Origin of the sequence: Roseibium aggregatum, assembly GCF_014692675.1 — a bacterium.
GTDB classification, from domain to species: Bacteria; Pseudomonadota; Alphaproteobacteria; order Rhizobiales; family Stappiaceae; genus Roseibium; species Roseibium aggregatum_C.
Genome location: NZ_JABFCZ010000037.1, coordinates 1 through 15,967, shown reverse-complemented (window position 1 = coordinate 15,967; position 15,967 = coordinate 1). Strand labels below are relative to the sequence as shown.

The window sequence follows — 15,967 nt, the reverse complement described above, 5'->3', positions numbered from 1 at the left end:
GCACGTTAACAGCCGTAACTCAAAAATGAAAGAAGATTCTAAACTTGAAACTCTTTCTAAAAATGATATGAATGTCGAAAGCCGGCTGCGGGCGGCGGAAAAAAGACATTGGATTCAGGCGTCGCCGGACCGCGGTTCGGCAAGGGGAGGAAAGGGAGAAGGATGGGTGTCGACCGTGCGAATTTGGCGGTTTTGAGCGAAGACGATGAGTTCGACGTCGCGGTTCTCGGTGCCGGCGCTGCCGGCATGGCGGCAGCGGTCTTTGCTGCCCTTGAAGGCTGCAGGGTGCTTCTGGTCGAGCGAACGGAATATCTTGGCGGCACATCAGCTTTTTCAGCGGCGACAACCTGGGTTCCCAACACCCGCCATTCCAAAACCCTGGGCGCCGAAGACAGCCAGGAAAACGCGCTTGCCTTCCTGGACCGCGCCGTCGGCAATCATGCGCCGCGCACTTTGCGCCAGGCCTTTCTGGCGAAGGGGCCTGAGGCGATCCACCGGCTTGAAGATGCCACGGACGTTCAGTTCCGGGGGCGCCCGTTTCATCCCGACTATCTGTACGAACTGGAGGGCTCCACCGCTTTCGGGCGTGCACTGGAGCCGCTTCCATTCGATGCGAGCATGCTGGGAGAGGATCTGAAACTGGTCCGCCCGCCGATTCCGGAATTCACCATCCTCGGCGGGCTGATGATCGATCGCGACGACATCCCGCATTTGCTGAAGATGACGAAGTCGCTGCGTTCATTCGCCTATTCTGTGCGTCTTATCGGCAGCTATTACCTTCAGAAAATGCGTTTCGGCCGCAGTACGCGCCTTGTTATGGGCAATGCCCTCATTGGCAGGATGCTGCTTGCGGCGCGCAAGCTGGGTGTAACCATCGTCACCGGGACGGAAACGACCGGCATCACACATCGCGGTGGCGCTTCATTTGACCTCTTCCTGAAACAGGGGAGCACCGGGCGACGAATCCTGGCCCGCAGGGGCGTCGTACTTGCAAGCGGCGGTTTTGCCCGGCACCCGAAACGGCGCGCTGAAATGTTGCCGCATCCGTTGCCGGAGGTCAGCCCCGCCGCACCCGGCCATACCGGCGCGCTGCATGATCTCGTCATGGAAATGGGCGCGCATTACAGCGACACCTCGGCGCAACCGTGTTACTGGGCACCTGTATCCATCCGTAAACGGGCGGACGGGTCGCAGGCAGCCTTTCCGCATTTCGTGCTCGACCGCAGCAAGCCCGGCATCATTTCCGTGGGCCGCGACGGAAAGCGCTTCGTCAACGAGAGCCGGTCCTACCATGAATTCGTCAGCGCGATGTATGCGAGCAACCAGGACGGCGCGACGATCCCGACATTCCTGATCTGCGATGCGGACGCTCTGCACAAATATGGCATGGGGATGATCCGTCCGGGCATCGGGAACCTGAAGCCCTTCCTTGACGACGGGTATCTGACCAGGGGCGAGACCCTGGCAGATCTGGCAGCCGCGCTGGGTGTCGATCCGGTCGGGCTGGAAGAGACCGTCGGGCGAATGAACAGTTTTGCCGAGACGGGCATCGATGAGGACTTCTCGCGCGGTACGACCGTATATGAACAAGCCAATGGCGATCCCGGTCACGGTCCCAACCCGACGCTCGGCAGACTTTCCAAGGCTCCGTTCTATGCCCTGCGACTGTGGCCTGGCGACATCGGCTCCGCAACAGGGCTCGTCACCGATGATCACGCCCGTTTGCTGCGGCGCGACGGATCGGTGATTGAAGGACTTTATGCCTGCGGCGCCGACATGAATTCGATCATGGGGGGCGTCTATCCCGGTCCGGGCATCACGATCGGTCCCGGTATCGTGTTCGGCTACATCGCCGCCGCCACGGCGTGCGGAAGCGAGGCCGCATGAACCGGGTCCTGGTCACCGGCGGCACGGGTTTTCTGGGCGCGTGGATCACGCGGGAACTGGCTGCTGTCGGAGCTCAGATCCGGCTTTTCGATCTGAAGCCGAACACCGGCAATCTGGATTTCGTCGAAACCGGCCTGTCCGGAGCCGCCGAAGTCATCGAGGGTGATATCCGTGATGCCGATGCCGTGGGAAACGCCGTTAGGGGCTGCGATGCCGTCATCCATCTTGCGGGACTGATGACGGTGGATTGCTCCCTGAAGCCGGTTCTGGCCACGCAGATCAACCTGATCGGCAGCCAGAATGTGTTTGCCGCCGCCGTTGGAGAGCGGGTGGAAACCGTCGTATACACGAGTACGGCAGGGGTTTACGGCCCTGACGACCCCGGACATCCGAAACCGATGACGCTCTACGGCACATTGAAACTCGCGGTGGAAGGTGTCGCCCGGACCGCATGGATAGACGATGGTATCCGCAGCACCGGGTTCCGTCCCTATATCGTCTACGGTCCCGGTGAAAGCGCGGGGATTGCCGCAGGCCCCAGCATCGCGCTTCGTGCCGCTTCCCAAGGGGAAAAGGCTCACATCCGCTTTTCGGGCCGTGTTGGATTTGTCCATGTCCGTGATGTCGCCAGGGCAATGGTTTCCGCATTGACGCAGGAGGCCGAGGGCGCCCACGTTTACGATCTCGGCGGCGACTATGCGACAGTCTCTGACTTTGCCGACGAACTGAAACGGCAGCGGCCGTCTTCGAAGACGGAGATATCCGGTCCACCGCTGAGATTACCTGAATTTCTGGGCGGTGGAGAGACGTCAGACTGGTTCGCGGCCCAGCCTGTCACGCGGATCTCTGACGGTATCGCCGCCACGCTCGCGCACTGGGACGAGGCGCGAGACGGGATCTCTTTCACAAGGGCAGCAAACAGGGTGGAAGCAAGATGACGCAGGTTGGCATCGTCCGGGCGCATGTCGGATGCGCGGAAGTTTTAGCGATTTGTACAATCAATGAACCCATGCGTCCATTTTGTCGCAGGGTTTTCAAAGATTAATGTCAACGGAAACGAGCACGGCGAGGAACAAGGTCTTGCAAGGCAACCCGGACGTGCTGTCGTAACAATAATTCCGTTGACGCGGAGGAGGCGTCATGGAAATGCGAATTGACGGGGAAACCCGCATCTTCCCGATCGTGGGTGATCCGATAGCTCAGGTTAAGTCGCCGGCTCTGCTGAGCCGGATCATGGCCAATCGGGGCTTCAACGGTCTTGTCGTCCCGATCCATGTTTCCGCCGACGGACTGGCGGATTTCATGACCTGTGCCCGCCGGCTGCACAATGTCGAGGGCATCATTGTTACGGTTCCCCACAAGCCGGCAGCGCTGGAATTTTGCGATCGCCTGTCCGATTCCGCGCGGTTTGCCGGGTCGGTCAACGTGATGCGCCGGCGTGACGATGGCAGTTGGGCCGGCGACAATACTGATGGCCGGGGATACATGGACGGCGTCAGGGCCTGCGGCTTCGATATCGCCGGCAAGCGTGCGCTCCTGGTCGGAGTTGGCGGTGCCGGATCGGCGATCGCTTACGAAATTCTGAATCGAGAAGCGAATTGGCTATCGATACACGACGCCAATATCGAGCGCCGCGATGCCGTTATCGCCAGACTGTCGGAGGCATTCCCCGGCAAGGTGGGCGCAGGAAACGCGGATCCGACCGGCTTTGACTTCATCGGCAATGCGACACCGGTTGGAATGCGGGAGGGGGATCCGCTGCCGGTCGAGGCCGGCAAGCTGGTTTCCGGGCAATTCGTCGCCGATGCGATCACGAAACCGGAAGTGACGCCCTTGTTGCAGGAGGCGCGCGAGCGGGGCTGCAACACGATGCCCGGTCTCGGCATGTTCAATGCCCAGGCCGAAATCCTGGTCGACATTCTGCTGGCCGCAGACGTCGCCAAATAACTTCGTCAGCTATCAATCCAGGGAGGAAACATCATGCTGAAGAATTTATTCATGACCGCCGCTCTTGCGGTGTCGTTGAGCGCGGGGGCAGCCCATGCCGCCGATACAGTGAAACTCGCAGACGTGGCGGAATTGTCCGGCGCGGGTGCGGCCGCGGGCGCGGTCTGGCACGACGGTGTCAAGATGGCCGTGGAGGAAATCAATGCCGATGGGGGGATCCTTGGCAAGCAGATCGACCTGGTTGCCTATGACAGCCAGACCGATCCGCAGAACAGCCGCGCAATGGTGCAGAAGGCAATCGACGAAGGCACTTACGTCCTCCTGGGCACTGTCTATTCGTCCTCGACCGTGGTGAATATGCTGGTGGCGATGCAGAACGGAATGCCACAGATCACCGGTTCCGAAAGTCCGACGATCACCGCCAAGAACAACCCCTATATTTTCCGGACCGCTTTTGGGGCCCAGAAAGGTCTTCCCAAGCTGGCAGCCTATCTCAAGAACGTCGTGGGCGCGGAAAACGTCGCGGTGGTCTGGGCCAATACCGAATACGGAAAAGGCGGACATGACGCGTTCGCGAGTGTCGCCAAGGAACTGGGCATCAACATTACCGTCGATATCCCGACCGAGCAGGCGCAGGTCGACTTCGCGGCAGACGTGGCCAAGATCAAATCTTCCGACGCGGATGCGGTTTTCGTTTATCTGACCGAGGAAGAAAGTGCCCGTTTCCTGATCGAGGCCGACAAACAGAACCTGAAGTTACCAACGGCAGGAGACACAGTTCTGGCTTCTCAGAAAGTGATCGATCTTGCCGGCAAAGCCGCGAATGGTGCCCTTGGCCACGTCGGCCTGACAACGGAGGCGCCTATTCCCACGATCCAGAAAATGGCTGCCGACTTCAAAAAGAAATACGGCTACGGCGCGGATCATAATGCGATCAAGGGCTATATCGGCGTCTATATGGTCAAATACGTGACCGAGATGATTGGCGAGTTCGACCGCCAGAAATTCGCCGATACGTTGCACGGCCTCTGCCTCGACGCCGCATCCCATCCGGGCATTTTGATGGATGCTTGCTGGGATAATACGGGCGAGATGAGCCGCGCAAGCTTCCTCGTAAAAGTCGTCGAGGGGACGCAAAAGATTACCGCGACACTTCCAGCAAATTGAAGCCGACCCGCAGACGGCGGCGTGGTTCCGCCGCCGTCTGCGTGTGTCGCCCAAACGAGGTTAAAGGCCTATGCCCGAATTCATCCAGATCATGATTTCCGGCCTGTCGGCCGGGTCGATTTATGCCTTGGCCGCGGTCGGTTTCACTTTGTTGTGGCAAGCGTCGCAGACCATCAATTTCGCCCAGGGCGAGTTCGTCATGCTGCCGGCGTTTTTCGTCCTTGCCCTGATGAGTTTCGCAGGTTTTCCCCTGTGGCTGGCAATATTGGCGGCAATCGCCCTGTCAGTTCTGCTGCTTGGCGCGATTTTCAAAAGGCTGATTGTCGAACCGATGATCTCGCACGGAACGCTGCCATTGGTCATTGCGACCATTGCGCTCGGTCTCCTGCTGAAGGAAGCGGTCAAGGAATTCTACTCTCCGCTCGGGCAACCGTTCCCGAGCCTGTTCCCGCAAGAGGTCTTCGTGGTTGCAGGTGCATCCATCTCTATTCCGGACATCGCGAATTTCATCATCGCGATGGGCACGATCATTGCCTTGCAGCTGTTCCTGCAGCGCACCCGTACCGGTCGTTGCATGCAGGCCACGGCGCAGAACCCGGATGTCGCCCAGATCCTTGGCGTCGATGTCAAGCGAATGGTGCTCTACACTTTCCTGATCAACGGCGCGCTGGCCGCAATTGCCTCGGTGCTGATTACGCCCGTCTATCTCGCGAAGTTCTCCAATGGAGAGGTTCTCGGTGTCGTCGCATTCACGGCGGCGATTGTTGGCGGTTTCAACCAGATACGCGGCGCCCTTGTCGGCGGCCTGGTGATCGGCGTGGTCGACAATCTGTCCGCCATCTATTTCTCCGCGGAATACAGACAGGCCGTTCCGCTTATTCTGTTGATCGTCATCATTCTGGTGCGCCCTCAGGGCTTGCTGGGTACGGCTGAAGGACGCACGGTATGACACCGAAGAACATCATTTTCGCTATCGTGGCCGTGGGGTTGCTGATCATCGCACCGCTTGGTCAGGGTAACTACATCACCTATGTGCTGTGCTCGTGGCTTCTCTTCTCGATCGCCGCGATGGGCCTGAACCTGACGCTCGGCTATGCCGGTCAGGTTTCGCTGGCGCAGGCATCCTTCATGGGCATCGGCGCTTATATCACCGCCTTGATGACGCTGAACGGAATCCACTGGATCCTCGCCATGCCCTGTGCCGTGGCTGCGACCTTCTTCGTCGGTCTCGTCCTCGGCTATCCGGCGTTGCGCGTACAGCATCACTTCCTCGCGTTCGTGACACTCGCCTTCAATACGCTGGTCTTTCTCGCTTTCCGCAATGAGGAATGGCTGACAGGAGGATCATTCGGCCTTGTCGGCATGCCCCGGCCGGATTTCTGGGTGTTCAGCACCATGAAACAGTTGCCATTCTACTATTTCACGCTCGTCTGCTTTTTGATCTCCGCAGCGGCCTTCTGGTGGATCGTGCATTCCCCTTGGGGGCGCGCCTTCAAGGCGCTGCGCGAAAACCCGATCCGGGCAAACAGCGTTGGTGTCGACACGCGCCGCATGACATTGCTGGCTTTTGCAATCGGGTCCGCATTCGGCGGCCTGGCCGGCGCTCTCATGACACCGCTGGTCCAGTTCATCGAACCGGGTTCCTTTGCCCTCGTTCACTCGCTGAAACTGTTGCTGATGGTCGTAGTCGGGGGGGCGGGCTTCTTCTTCGGGCCGATTCTGGGCGCGGCAATCGTCATTCTGATGCCGGAAGTGCTTCGTTTCACCGAGGGATATTATCTCATCATCTACGCGCTGCTCGTCATTGTCCTGATGGTCTATTCGCCCACCGGCCTCATGGGCCTCGGGGGTAAGGTCATCACCCGTTTCCGGCCGCAAAGGGAAGTCCGGAAGGACATGGTCCAGGGGGCGCAGCTATGAGCGAGACGATTCTGAGTGTTCGAAACGTGTCAAAGAACTTTGGTGGCATTCAGGCCGTCAGAGAGGTCAGTTTCGACGTGAAACGCGGTGAGGTTCTGGGCCTCATCGGACCGAACGGATCCGGCAAGTCGACGCTGTTCAACTGTGTGCTCGGACAGCTCAAGCCCAGCTCGGGAGAGGTGCACGTGAACGGCCGCAATGTCGCGGGCATGCGGGCATGCGACCTTAACAAGCTAGGTGTCGGACGGACCTTCCAGCAATTGTCGGTCTTTCCGCAGATGTCTGTCATCGACAATATCATCCTGGCCGGCCAGGAGCATCACGGCACGATGCTGTCACGATTGTTCGGACCCTCGGATGCGGGTCTCACCGCAGAAGCCGAGCAGATGATCGCGTTTTTTCGACTTTCCCATCTGCGGGACGAACTGGCGGGATCGCTCTCCTACGGCCAGCAGAAGCTGGTCGACGCGGCGATGGCCTTCATGGCCGGCCCTTCCCTGGTGCTCCTTGATGAGCCGGCTGGCGGGGTCAACCTGACCATGCTCGGAAATCTGAAGGAACGGCTGAAAACCTACAACGAATCGCATGACACCACTTTCGTTGTCATCGAGCACAACATGGAGTTCGTGATGTCACTCTGTTCGCGGATCGTCGTGCTGGCCGAAGGCGCCATCATTGCCGAGGGTACGCCCGACGAAATCCGTAACAACCAACAGGTGATTGACGCGTATCTGGGAGGCTGATCCATGCTCGAACTCAAAGACATCCATGGCGGTTACGGCAAGATCACGATCCTCAACGGGGTTTCGTTCAAGATCCCGCAGGCCTCGATCACGACCGTGATCGGTCCAAACGGCGCCGGCAAGTCGACCGTCTTCAAGGCGATCTTCGGTCTCCTGAACATCCATTCCGGGCAAATCCTGCTGGAGGGAAAGGATGTGACGGGCGAGACGCCGCGCCAGATGATCGGTCATGGCGTCACCTATGTGCCTCAGGGCAGAAACGTGATCCCGCAGCTTTCAGTCTACCACAACCTCGAAATGGGCGGCATTACCTCCGATGACAGGAACAAGGTGCGTGAGCGCATGCAACTGGTTATGGACCAGTTCCCGATGTTGCGCCAGTTCCGTGACCGCAAGGCGATCGAACTGTCCGGCGGGCAGCAAAAACAGCTGGAAGTCGCGCGCTCCCTGTTGCTCGACCCCAAACTGATCCTGATCGACGAACCGTCAATCGGTCTTTCGCCCAATCTCGTCCAGGAGGTTTTCGAAACGCTGAAACGCCTGCGCAACAACGGTGTGACGATCCTCATGGTCGAGCAGAACGCCAAGGCTGCCCTTGCCATGTCCGACTACGGGCTGGTGCTGGAACTCGGCCAGACGCGTATGCATGACGACGCGCAGAAACTGCTTAACGACCCGAAAGTCGGCCAGCTTTTTCTCGGCGGACACATGGACGACGTGGCCTGAATGGCCACGTCGCCGGACGGCATCAGCCGGAGTAGCCCGGCCGCGGCACGGTGCCCATCAGGGTCTGCGACAGCCCGCCGTCAACCACGATTTCCTGACCGTTGACATAGGCCGCACGGTCGCTCGCCAGGAACAGGGCGACATCGGCCATATCCTGCGGCCGGCCGATCCGCCCCACCGGAACCAGCCTTTCGCGTGCGCGCCGGACGTCTTCATCCTTGTAGAAGGCCTCGCTGAGCGGCGTAAGGACGAGACCGGGGCTGATCACGTTGGAGCGAATGCGCTTCGGGCCCCATTCATAGGCCAACTGCCGCGACAGCATGGCAACGGCTGCCTTGCCCGGACTGTAGGCGCCTGAAAAGGGCTGCGGCTGGCTGGCGGAGATCGACGCGACGTGGACGATCGCTCCGCCGCCGCGCTCGACCATCTGCTTGCCAAAGATCTGGGAACCGATCAGGCAACCATTCAGATTGACGTCGAGCATCCGCGTCCAGTCTTCTAGCGACAGGTCTTCCAGCGGCCCGGGACGGAGTATTCCCGCGTTGTTGATCAGGACATCGCAGCCGCCCCAGCGTTCCGCCACCGCCTCTGCCGCCGCTGCGACGCTGTCGGTGTCACTGACATCGCAGCCGAGGCCGATTGCCAGGCAGCCTGCGGAATCTGCTTCCCGAGCCGTCTCTTCGGCTGTTTTCGCATCGTAGTCGAGCACGACGACGCGCGCGCCCGCGTCCAGGGCTCCCCGCAATATCGCCCGCCCGATACCGCCGGAGCCGCCGGTGACGACAATCGTCTTGCCGGAGAGGCCGAGCCAGTTTCCACCTGTCATGGGTTCCCTCCTGTTACAGCCCGGCCAAATGACGGCCGGTGATGTAGCCGAACGTCATCGCGGGTCCGAGCGTGATTCCGGCACCCGGATAATTGCCGCCCATGATCGAGGCACGGTCATTGCCGACAGCGTACAGGCCTTCGATCGGCCGGTCTTCGACATCGAGCACCTGTCCCTCGACCGTGGTGGCAAGCCCGTCGAAGGTGCCGAGGTCACCCATGATGATCTTCAGGGCATAAAACGGGCCGGTCTCGATGGGGCCGACGCAGGGATTGGGTTTGTGTTCGGGATCGGCAAGATAGCGATTGAAGGAAGTCGAACCGCGCCCGAAGGCCGGGTCTTCGCCCTTGCGCGCACCGGCATTGTAGTCGTTGACAGTGGCTTCGAGACCTTCCGGCGAAATACCGCAGATTTGGGCCAGACCGGCGAGTGTGCGGCCGGTCCGCAGGTAGCCGGTCCGCACGAACATGCGTGTTGGAACGGGAGCGGGCTTGGCATAGCCGAGGCCGTATTTCCGGATCGTCGGACGGTCGCAGATCAGCCAGCACGCGGTTTCGGTCTCGCCTTCGCAGGCCGCGATCAGTGCCGCGCCGACATCATGGTAGGATTCGCTTTCGTTGGTGAAGCGCTTCCCGTTCTTCAGGACCGCGATGACGCCCGGCTTGTAGCGGTCGAGCAAATGCGGAAACGCCTTGTACCTGCCGCCACCGACGGGAACCTTCGACACCGGCATCCAGGCCGATGTATTGGGGTAACGGATTTCGAACTTGCCTTTCGCCGCGCGACCGAGATCGATGCCGTCGCCGGTATTGCCTTCCGGCACCGGAGAAAAATGCTCTCCGCCGCGGCGCAGATGCGGATAGGCCTGGCGGATCTTTTCCACGTCATGGGCGAAGCCCCCCGCCGCCAGCACGACACCTTTACGCGCATGAAGACGAACTTCACCGCCGGGTGTCGACACGATGGCGCCGGACACCGACGCGTCGTCCAGGATGAGGCTTTTGGCCGGCGTATCCGTATAGACCGGGATGCCCAGATCGAAAGCGCTTTTCGCCAGCCGCGCGGCAAGCGCATTACCGGAGGTAACCTTTGTGCCGCGCCCGTATCGCACCACCTCGGCGAAATGATTGATCAGTCTTTTCGCCACATAGACGGCGGATGTCAGCGATTTCGTGGCGTTGAAAAAATGCTTGATGTCCGCATTGGAGGAATTGAACATCATCCCCATGAACGTGATGGTCTGGAGCGGCGGGCGCAGTCTTTTGAGGTCGTCGCCGAGTACCGATGTGTCAAACGGCGCGGCCAGAACCGAACGTCCGACATCGACCCCGCCTGGAACATCCGGATGGTAGTCGGGATAAAGCGTCGGGATGAACTTGACCGCCGTTTCCCGTTCGAAAAAGTCCAGCATTTTCGGACCTTCTTCCAAGAAGGCATCGACCGCGTCGCGTTGGTAGAAATTACCTGTTTCGGCCTTGAGATAGTCGCGGGCGGCCGCGGTACTGTCATCGCCTCCACAATGCCTGTTGCCGGGTATCCAGAGCACGCCTCCGGAAAACGCGGTGGTTCCTCCGAAAACCGGTTCCTTCTCGACGACAATGACATCGAGCCCGTTTTTTGCTGCCGAAATTGCAGTTGACAGTCCGCCTGCGCCCGATCCAATGACAAGGACGTCGCAGGCGGTTTTGTCGCTCAGGGTCTTGGACATGTCTCCTCCTCGCTTTTGAGTGCGCCCGGCCATGTGCACGCACTTCTCCTTGCGATCGTTTATGTCACCCGGACGAGGGGAGGCGAATGGACGAAGATCGGGATTTGTTGCACAATTCCATGATGGCTTTTCAATTGACGGAAGGGCCTGGGAGGAGACTTCAACGGCGTGAAACAGATAACGAAACCCTCGATTCCGCGTTACTATCTCTATGGAGACCAAGTCGACGATGTGGAATTGGACTTTCTGCATATCGAACCGATCAGGGAGCGCAGCGGGCAACACGATTGGACAATTCGTGCCCACGCGCATCCTGATCACGTCCAGATACTGCTGATCGAAAGCGGCGGCGGATCGATCCGCATAGAGGAGCACACGTTCGAGATTTCGGTGCAGAGCATTGTCGTGATTCCGGCCGCGATGGTGCATGAAATCAATTTCGAGCGCGGCACGGACGGAACGGTGATCACCGCCGCGTCGGCCTATGCGACGTCCGCGACCCACGGAGACATGCGCCTGCTGGAGGTGCTGGCCACCCCCCAGGTTTATCCTCTGGCAGGCAGTGGCGTGAATATCGAAGCGGTGACGGATGCCTTCAACTGGGCGAACCGGGAATACATCTGGTCAGCGCCGGGCCGGCGCATGGCTATTCTCGCGCAGTTCCTGCGCATTCTCGTTGCGCTGATGCGCCTGCGCAGCGCCCGGGAGAGTGCCGGTTTCACAGTCAGCGACCGCGATTACGAAATCCTCTGCCGCTATCGTGAATTGCTGGAACAGAATTTCCGCGGGCAGAGGGGGCTGGAATTCTATGCAAAGGAAATCGGTATCAGCGCGCAGCGGCTAAACCTTGCCTGCAAGGCCCGCACCGGAAGGACCTCCTCCGAAATCCTGCGCGAACGCATGATCATCGAAGCCAAGCGCTATCTGATATATACGGAAATGACGGTCGCCGAGGTCGGCTACGAACTCGGTTTTGAAGACCCCGCGTATTTCAGCCGCTTCTTTTCTCAACGCGTCGGCCAACCGCCGGGCGCTTATCGCGAACAGAACCAGGTGCCGACAGAACAACGCGATCCCGTGCCGGCCGAATAAACGAATGTGCAAGCGAATGAAGGATCGGTCCATTCCCCTGGCGCCGGTCTCGCTCGAGACTGTGGCCGGTTGAACGGGAGTATCTTCATTGCTGTATGAACTGAGGGCCTATGACCTGATCGCGGGTAAGGCACCGGCCTATCTCGAACTGTTTCGGACCGCGGGTGTGCAGTACGTGACGCGTCACCTGCCGATGGCAGGTTATTGGTTGACTGATAGCGGAACCCTGAACCGCATATATCATTTGTGGATCTATGAAAGCCTGGAGGAACGCGCGGCCTGCCGCGCCAGACTGGCGGGGGACCGTGATTGGAACGACGGCTTCGTGCCGAATGGTTTCCCGCTAATCGTGACGCAACGCAATTTCATCATGGCCGTGCGCGAAACATCCCCCTCGCTTGACGCGGTAACGGATGCCCGCAACACGGTGCATGACGGCCAAACCAAAGCGGAACCGATGTTTTCGCCAAGTCTTCTGTCTCTCACATTCACGTTTGGAAAAAGTGTTTCCTCGTCCGGGAAGACCGAACGAATCGGCATGTGGGAAGTCAAATCCGGCTCAGAAGTCGGAATGACCGTCTCATTGTTTCGCCATCCGGACGGGAATGCGTTGTCGACTGCGAACGGCGCCGGACGTCACGAGATTCTACGTCCGCTCAGCCTGTCGCCGATCAGATAGCCTTCGGATGAAACGCGTCGCCGGCGGCACCGTAAGCTTGCCATCCGGCGTCCACGTTGAGCACGGCACCAGTGATGGCAGACGCCGCCGGAGAGGCGAGAAACCACACCGCTTCGGCAATCTCAGAAGGAGCGATCATCCGTCCCATGGGCGTCCGGCGCAAGATTCGCTCCTTGTCCAGCAAGCCACCGGCGACGAGTTTCCCGACAAGCTCCGTTTCCACGTAACCGGGAGCAACCGCGTTTACCCGCACGCCGTGCCCCGCCCACTCGCAGGCCATCGATTTGGTCATCGCGATCAGGCCCGCTTTGGCGGCTCCGTAGGCATTGCGCCCCGGCAGACCCGAGTGAGCGGCAATGGATGAAAAATTGACGATCGCGCCACCGTTGTCCGCGATCATCCGGCGCGCGATTTCGCGCGATATCAGGAACGAACCGGTCAGGTGGGTGTTCAAGATCGTCATGAAGCGGCTCGCGTCCTGTTCGAGCGTTGGCACGGTCATGTCACCGATGCCTGCATTGTTGACGAGAATGCTGCAGTGGTTGAACCGGTCGAGCACCTTTGCACAAGCTTCCCGGACTGACGCCTCCACGGTGACGTCACACTGCACGCCGAGGTGATCCGACCCAAGCTCCTCGGCGCGAGCCGTTGCCATGCCACCGTCAAGATCCACGATCGCAACTCGGCAACCGCGCCCGGCAAAAAGTTGCGCCGTTGCCCAGCCGATCCCGTTTGCGGCTCCCGTGATGAGAACCGTTGTTTCGTTGATGTTTCCGCTCAATTTTTCCTCCCGTGTCGGCGTCCGCGCTTATCTCAACTTTCGATCCGGTACCCGGCAATGGAAGAACCGCTGCAATCATTGGATTCTTGCGTGCGGGAAGATGAGCGGAATGTGCAATTTTTCCCGCGAAACATCCATTTAACGAAGACGGCGAGAATGGCATGCCCGAAGCAGTCTGAACGCGGGAGGACACGATGAGAGTATTGTTGACGGGAGCCAGCGAAGGCATCGGAGGGGCAACCTGTCAGTTACTGGCCCGCCAGTGCGCGGATTCAGGCCGGAAGCTGCGGATCGTCATGACCGCTTCAGGCGGTAAGCCCGCTCCGCAGGCCCTGCTTGATGATCTGCATGCACTCGGCGCAGAAACGCTCTTCCTGACGGGCGACCTCGCCCAAACGGAAACCTGCCGCGATATCTCGGTGCGTACAGTCGAGTTTTGCGGCGAACTGGATCTGTTCGTGTCGAATGCCGGCGGTGTCGCGCCGGGCCGGCTGGCCGACATCGGGGTCGAGACCTGGGACAGGCAATTCGACCTCAATGTCCGCGCCACCTTCCTTCTGGCGCAGGCGCTCTATCCCGCCCTGAAGGAGAGTGCCGGCTCGATCATCGCCGTCGCTTCCATGTCGGGTATGCAGGCGCATATGGGGCAGGGTGCTTACTCTCCCGCCAAGGCGGCCTTGATTTCCCTCTGCCGCAACCTTGCCCAGGAATGGGCGGCCGACGGCATTCGCGTGAACAGCGTGTCTCCCGGAATGGTTCGCACGCCGCTTACCGAAAGAGCCTATGCGGACACAGAAACGGCGGCCGCCCGCGAAGCCTTGGTCCCGCTGGGGCGGATCGGCACTCCGGAAGACATCGCGGAGATCATCTGTTTCCTCGGTTCATCCGCGAGCAGCTATGTGACCGGCCAGAACATCCTCGCAGACGGCGGCCTCTGCGATAGCCTGCTTGGCCGCATTCCAGGAATTCCGAAGCGTCAATAGCGAAACGGGATGCGGCAGCGCCGACCCTAGCCGTATGGACGAGATTGCGGTCATCGAATGCCCATTCACAGTCAATTGCGGTTACGGGCCGGAAGATGTGGTGCACCCCTCATGCGCGAGTGTCTGCTTCGCCGGCTTGATGTCCAACAGCTGCCAGTCCGCCGGCCCCCTACTGGACATTTATTTTTAGAACGTGCCGGGCGTTGATCTGCCCGAACGCGGCGCGCAACGTCTCCTAGACGGAGAGCTTGTCCGCGGCGACGCGGCGCTTGAGATGTCTCTTTTCCTCCGTCGTACAGCGCATACCAACCGTCTCGGCGAGACGGGCCGCTTGCAATTTGAGGGCGAAGGCGGGGCACTGGTGCTCCTTGCGAAGTCCCATGTCGTATACATGGGTCGCCTTGCTCTTGTCAGATCCGTCGCAGTCATGCCGCTTGCCTATAAGCTGCTTCAGAGGACGGTTGGTGTTCGGCCGCAGGCAGTCTGTTCAGGAAATACGACAGGCAGTCTCGCTCTTTGTCCGAGTCCGCTTCCGGTGGCCATCTGAAGGGAAGTCGATATCCGGACGAGCCGTTCACGTTCGTTGCGAGATCGAACCGCGCCAGGTTGGGGAGGGTCTTCTCGGCAAGCCAGGCGTTCCATTCATCGACCTGCCGGGTCTGGGCTTTTGGAAGGACGACGATGGGAATGGAGCGGCGAGAAACGGGCTTCACGCGGGCCTCACGCGCGTTAAGTTTTTTATTTATTTCTTTCTCTAAGTTTGGTGGACAGATTTGACCGCCTTTGCCGGACATATCCGACCGCCTCTCGGGACATATCTGTCCGCCTTCAGAAGGGGGAAGGGGGACAGATTTGTCCGTCTTTTCTCGGAGCTCGGAGGCCTTTAAGATCGAAGCGTCGGTAGGGCAATACTCCGTATTGTGTCCGACGCCATTCCCGCGTTGAACGCTGAGCCATTCACCGATTTCCAGATCTCGGATGGCGCGTTGGACGGATTTGACGCTCTTGCCGGTTGCTTCGGCAATGGTCTTGTAGGACGGCCACGCCTTCTCGGTGTGGCCGTTCACATGTGCGGTCACGATATAGAGTGCGACGCACTTGGCATTGTCGTTGACATTGGCATCACAGCTCAGCAGACGCAGCCACTGAAGCTTCACTTCCCGGAATGGACGGCGCTCAGTCATGCGTGCCTCCAGCAGCCAGCCTGGGCAGCAGTTCCGAGTGAGGCGTAGCGGCAAAATGGTGGGACAACGGCGTTTGTAAGCCATTGAATTCCTTGAGGCAGGTGTTTTGTCCCACCTTGCGGTAAGCTATTGATTTTCTTCAGTTTGGCTAGGCCCTCCGGGCCCACCATTATTCACCTGTCCGACCCGGAGACATGGGTAACAGTTTGTACCGGAGACATGGGTTACAACCTCGTGCCGAACGGGTTGTCGATTGTCTGTAGTGTTCTCTGCTCCAGGTCGATGTATCCCAGATCATAGCTCATGAAGCTGATCAGCCAAATT

15 protein-coding genes are annotated in these 15,967 nt (G+C 59.7%); 11 read left to right on the top strand and 4 right to left on the bottom strand.

The window, feature by feature from the left end; genetic code table 11:
* Window positions 1–162 precede the first annotated feature (162 nt).
* The 8 genes from HK439_RS24330 to HK439_RS24295 all read left to right on the top strand — a co-directional run bounded on the left by HK439_RS24330 (window position 163) and on the right by HK439_RS24295 (window position 8,390).
* Window positions 163–1,887 (top strand): FAD-dependent oxidoreductase, encoded by a 1,725-nt coding sequence (locus HK439_RS24330; protein ID WP_190294092.1) that lies wholly within the window; start codon window positions 163–165, stop codon window positions 1,885–1,887.
* Window positions 1,884–2,825, top strand: coding sequence for an NAD-dependent epimerase/dehydratase family protein (locus tag HK439_RS24325; RefSeq protein ID WP_190294091.1), 942 nt, complete (start codon window positions 1,884–1,886; stop codon window positions 2,823–2,825). The genes HK439_RS24330 and HK439_RS24325 overlap by 4 nt, the downstream gene beginning before the upstream one ends.
* Window positions 2,826–3,027: 202 nt before the next feature.
* The gene (locus tag HK439_RS24320) at window positions 3,028–3,834 is read left to right on the top strand and encodes a shikimate dehydrogenase family protein (RefSeq protein WP_190294090.1); all 807 of its coding nucleotides are present in this window, start codon (window positions 3,028–3,030) and stop codon (window positions 3,832–3,834) included.
* A 33-nt stretch (window positions 3,835–3,867) separates the two neighbouring features.
* Window positions 3,868–5,001 carry an ABC transporter substrate-binding protein gene (locus tag HK439_RS24315; protein WP_190294089.1) on the top strand — a complete coding sequence of 378 codons (1,134 nt, stop codon included), beginning with the start codon at window positions 3,868–3,870 and terminating at the stop codon, window positions 4,999–5,001.
* Window positions 5,002–5,071: 70 nt separating this feature from the next.
* Window positions 5,072–5,950, top strand: a complete 879-nt coding sequence (locus HK439_RS24310) for a branched-chain amino acid ABC transporter permease (RefSeq protein ID WP_190294088.1) — start codon at window positions 5,072–5,074, stop codon at window positions 5,948–5,950.
* The gene (locus tag HK439_RS24305; protein WP_190294087.1) at window positions 5,947–6,921 is read left to right on the top strand and encodes a branched-chain amino acid ABC transporter permease; all 975 of its coding nucleotides are present in this window, start codon (window positions 5,947–5,949) and stop codon (window positions 6,919–6,921) included. Before HK439_RS24310 ends, HK439_RS24305 begins: the two co-directional genes overlap by 4 nt.
* Window positions 6,918–7,664 (top strand): ABC transporter ATP-binding protein, encoded by a 747-nt coding sequence (locus HK439_RS24300; protein ID WP_190294086.1) that lies wholly within the window; start codon window positions 6,918–6,920, stop codon window positions 7,662–7,664. Before HK439_RS24305 ends, HK439_RS24300 begins: the two co-directional genes overlap by 4 nt.
* 3 nt (window positions 7,665–7,667) lie before the next feature.
* On the top strand, window positions 7,668–8,390 hold the full coding sequence (locus tag HK439_RS24295; RefSeq protein ID WP_190294085.1) for an ABC transporter ATP-binding protein: 723 nt from the start codon (window positions 7,668–7,670) through the stop codon (window positions 8,388–8,390).
* Between the two features lie 22 nt (window positions 8,391–8,412).
* On the opposite strand, the gene HK439_RS24290 is transcribed toward HK439_RS24295, so the two are convergent.
* Window positions 8,413–9,216, bottom strand: a complete 804-nt coding sequence (locus tag HK439_RS24290; protein WP_190294084.1) for an SDR family NAD(P)-dependent oxidoreductase — start codon at window positions 9,214–9,216, stop codon at window positions 8,413–8,415.
* Window positions 9,217–9,229: 13 nt separating this feature from the next.
* Window positions 9,230–10,924, bottom strand: a complete 1,695-nt coding sequence (locus tag HK439_RS24285; protein ID WP_190294083.1) for an FAD-dependent oxidoreductase — start codon at window positions 10,922–10,924, stop codon at window positions 9,230–9,232.
* Between the two features lie 168 nt (window positions 10,925–11,092).
* Here HK439_RS24285 and HK439_RS24280 point away from each other — a divergent pair, with 168 nt between their 5' ends.
* Together HK439_RS24280 and HK439_RS24275 are read left to right on the top strand one after the other, a co-directional pair.
* Window positions 11,093–12,016, top strand: a complete 924-nt coding sequence (locus HK439_RS24280) for a helix-turn-helix domain-containing protein (RefSeq protein WP_190294082.1) — start codon at window positions 11,093–11,095, stop codon at window positions 12,014–12,016.
* Window positions 12,017–12,104: 88 nt separating this feature from the next.
* Window positions 12,105–12,695 (top strand): NIPSNAP family protein, encoded by a 591-nt coding sequence (locus HK439_RS24275; protein WP_190294081.1) that lies wholly within the window; start codon window positions 12,105–12,107, stop codon window positions 12,693–12,695.
* Here the strand turns inward: HK439_RS24275 and HK439_RS24270 are convergent.
* Complete coding sequence (locus tag HK439_RS24270) at window positions 12,688–13,476, bottom strand: SDR family NAD(P)-dependent oxidoreductase (protein WP_209012046.1); 789 nt, start codon at window positions 13,474–13,476, stop codon at window positions 12,688–12,690. The genes HK439_RS24275 and HK439_RS24270 overlap by 8 nt on opposite strands.
* Before the next feature lie 194 nt (window positions 13,477–13,670).
* Between HK439_RS24270 and HK439_RS24265 the strand changes: the two genes are divergently transcribed.
* The gene (locus tag HK439_RS24265) at window positions 13,671–14,459 is read left to right on the top strand and encodes an SDR family NAD(P)-dependent oxidoreductase (protein ID WP_190294080.1); all 789 of its coding nucleotides are present in this window, start codon (window positions 13,671–13,673) and stop codon (window positions 14,457–14,459) included.
* Window positions 14,460–14,884: 425 nt separating this feature from the next.
* Here the strand turns inward: HK439_RS24265 and HK439_RS24260 are convergent, their stop codons facing one another.
* Window positions 14,885–15,643 carry a helix-turn-helix domain-containing protein gene (locus tag HK439_RS24260; protein WP_190294079.1) on the bottom strand — a complete coding sequence of 253 codons (759 nt, stop codon included), beginning with the start codon at window positions 15,641–15,643 and terminating at the stop codon, window positions 14,885–14,887.
* Between the last annotated feature and the right edge of the window lie 324 nt (window positions 15,644–15,967).

Coding starts and splice junctions, on each gene's coding strand:
- HK439_RS24295 (WP_190294085.1), top strand. CDS start 7,668: ATGCTCGAACTCAAAGACATCCATGGCGGTTACGGCAAGATCACGATC.
- HK439_RS24260 (WP_190294079.1), bottom strand. CDS start 15,643: ATGACTGAGCGCCGTCCATTCCGGGAAGTGAAGCTTCAGTGGCTGCGT.
- HK439_RS24285 (WP_190294083.1), bottom strand. CDS start 10,924: ATGTCCAAGACCCTGAGCGACAAAACCGCCTGCGACGTCCTTGTCATT.
- HK439_RS24305 (WP_190294087.1), top strand. CDS start 5,947: ATGACACCGAAGAACATCATTTTCGCTATCGTGGCCGTGGGGTTGCTG.
- HK439_RS24330 (WP_190294092.1), top strand. CDS start 163: ATGGGTGTCGACCGTGCGAATTTGGCGGTTTTGAGCGAAGACGATGAG.
- HK439_RS24300 (WP_190294086.1), top strand. CDS start 6,918: ATGAGCGAGACGATTCTGAGTGTTCGAAACGTGTCAAAGAACTTTGGT.
- HK439_RS24320 (WP_190294090.1), top strand. CDS start 3,028: ATGGAAATGCGAATTGACGGGGAAACCCGCATCTTCCCGATCGTGGGT.
- HK439_RS24310 (WP_190294088.1), top strand. CDS start 5,072: ATGCCCGAATTCATCCAGATCATGATTTCCGGCCTGTCGGCCGGGTCG.
- HK439_RS24315 (WP_190294089.1), top strand. CDS start 3,868: ATGCTGAAGAATTTATTCATGACCGCCGCTCTTGCGGTGTCGTTGAGC.
- HK439_RS24290 (WP_190294084.1), bottom strand. CDS start 9,216: ATGACAGGTGGAAACTGGCTCGGCCTCTCCGGCAAGACGATTGTCGTC.
- HK439_RS24265 (WP_190294080.1), top strand. CDS start 13,671: ATGAGAGTATTGTTGACGGGAGCCAGCGAAGGCATCGGAGGGGCAACC.
- HK439_RS24325 (WP_190294091.1), top strand. CDS start 1,884: ATGAACCGGGTCCTGGTCACCGGCGGCACGGGTTTTCTGGGCGCGTGG.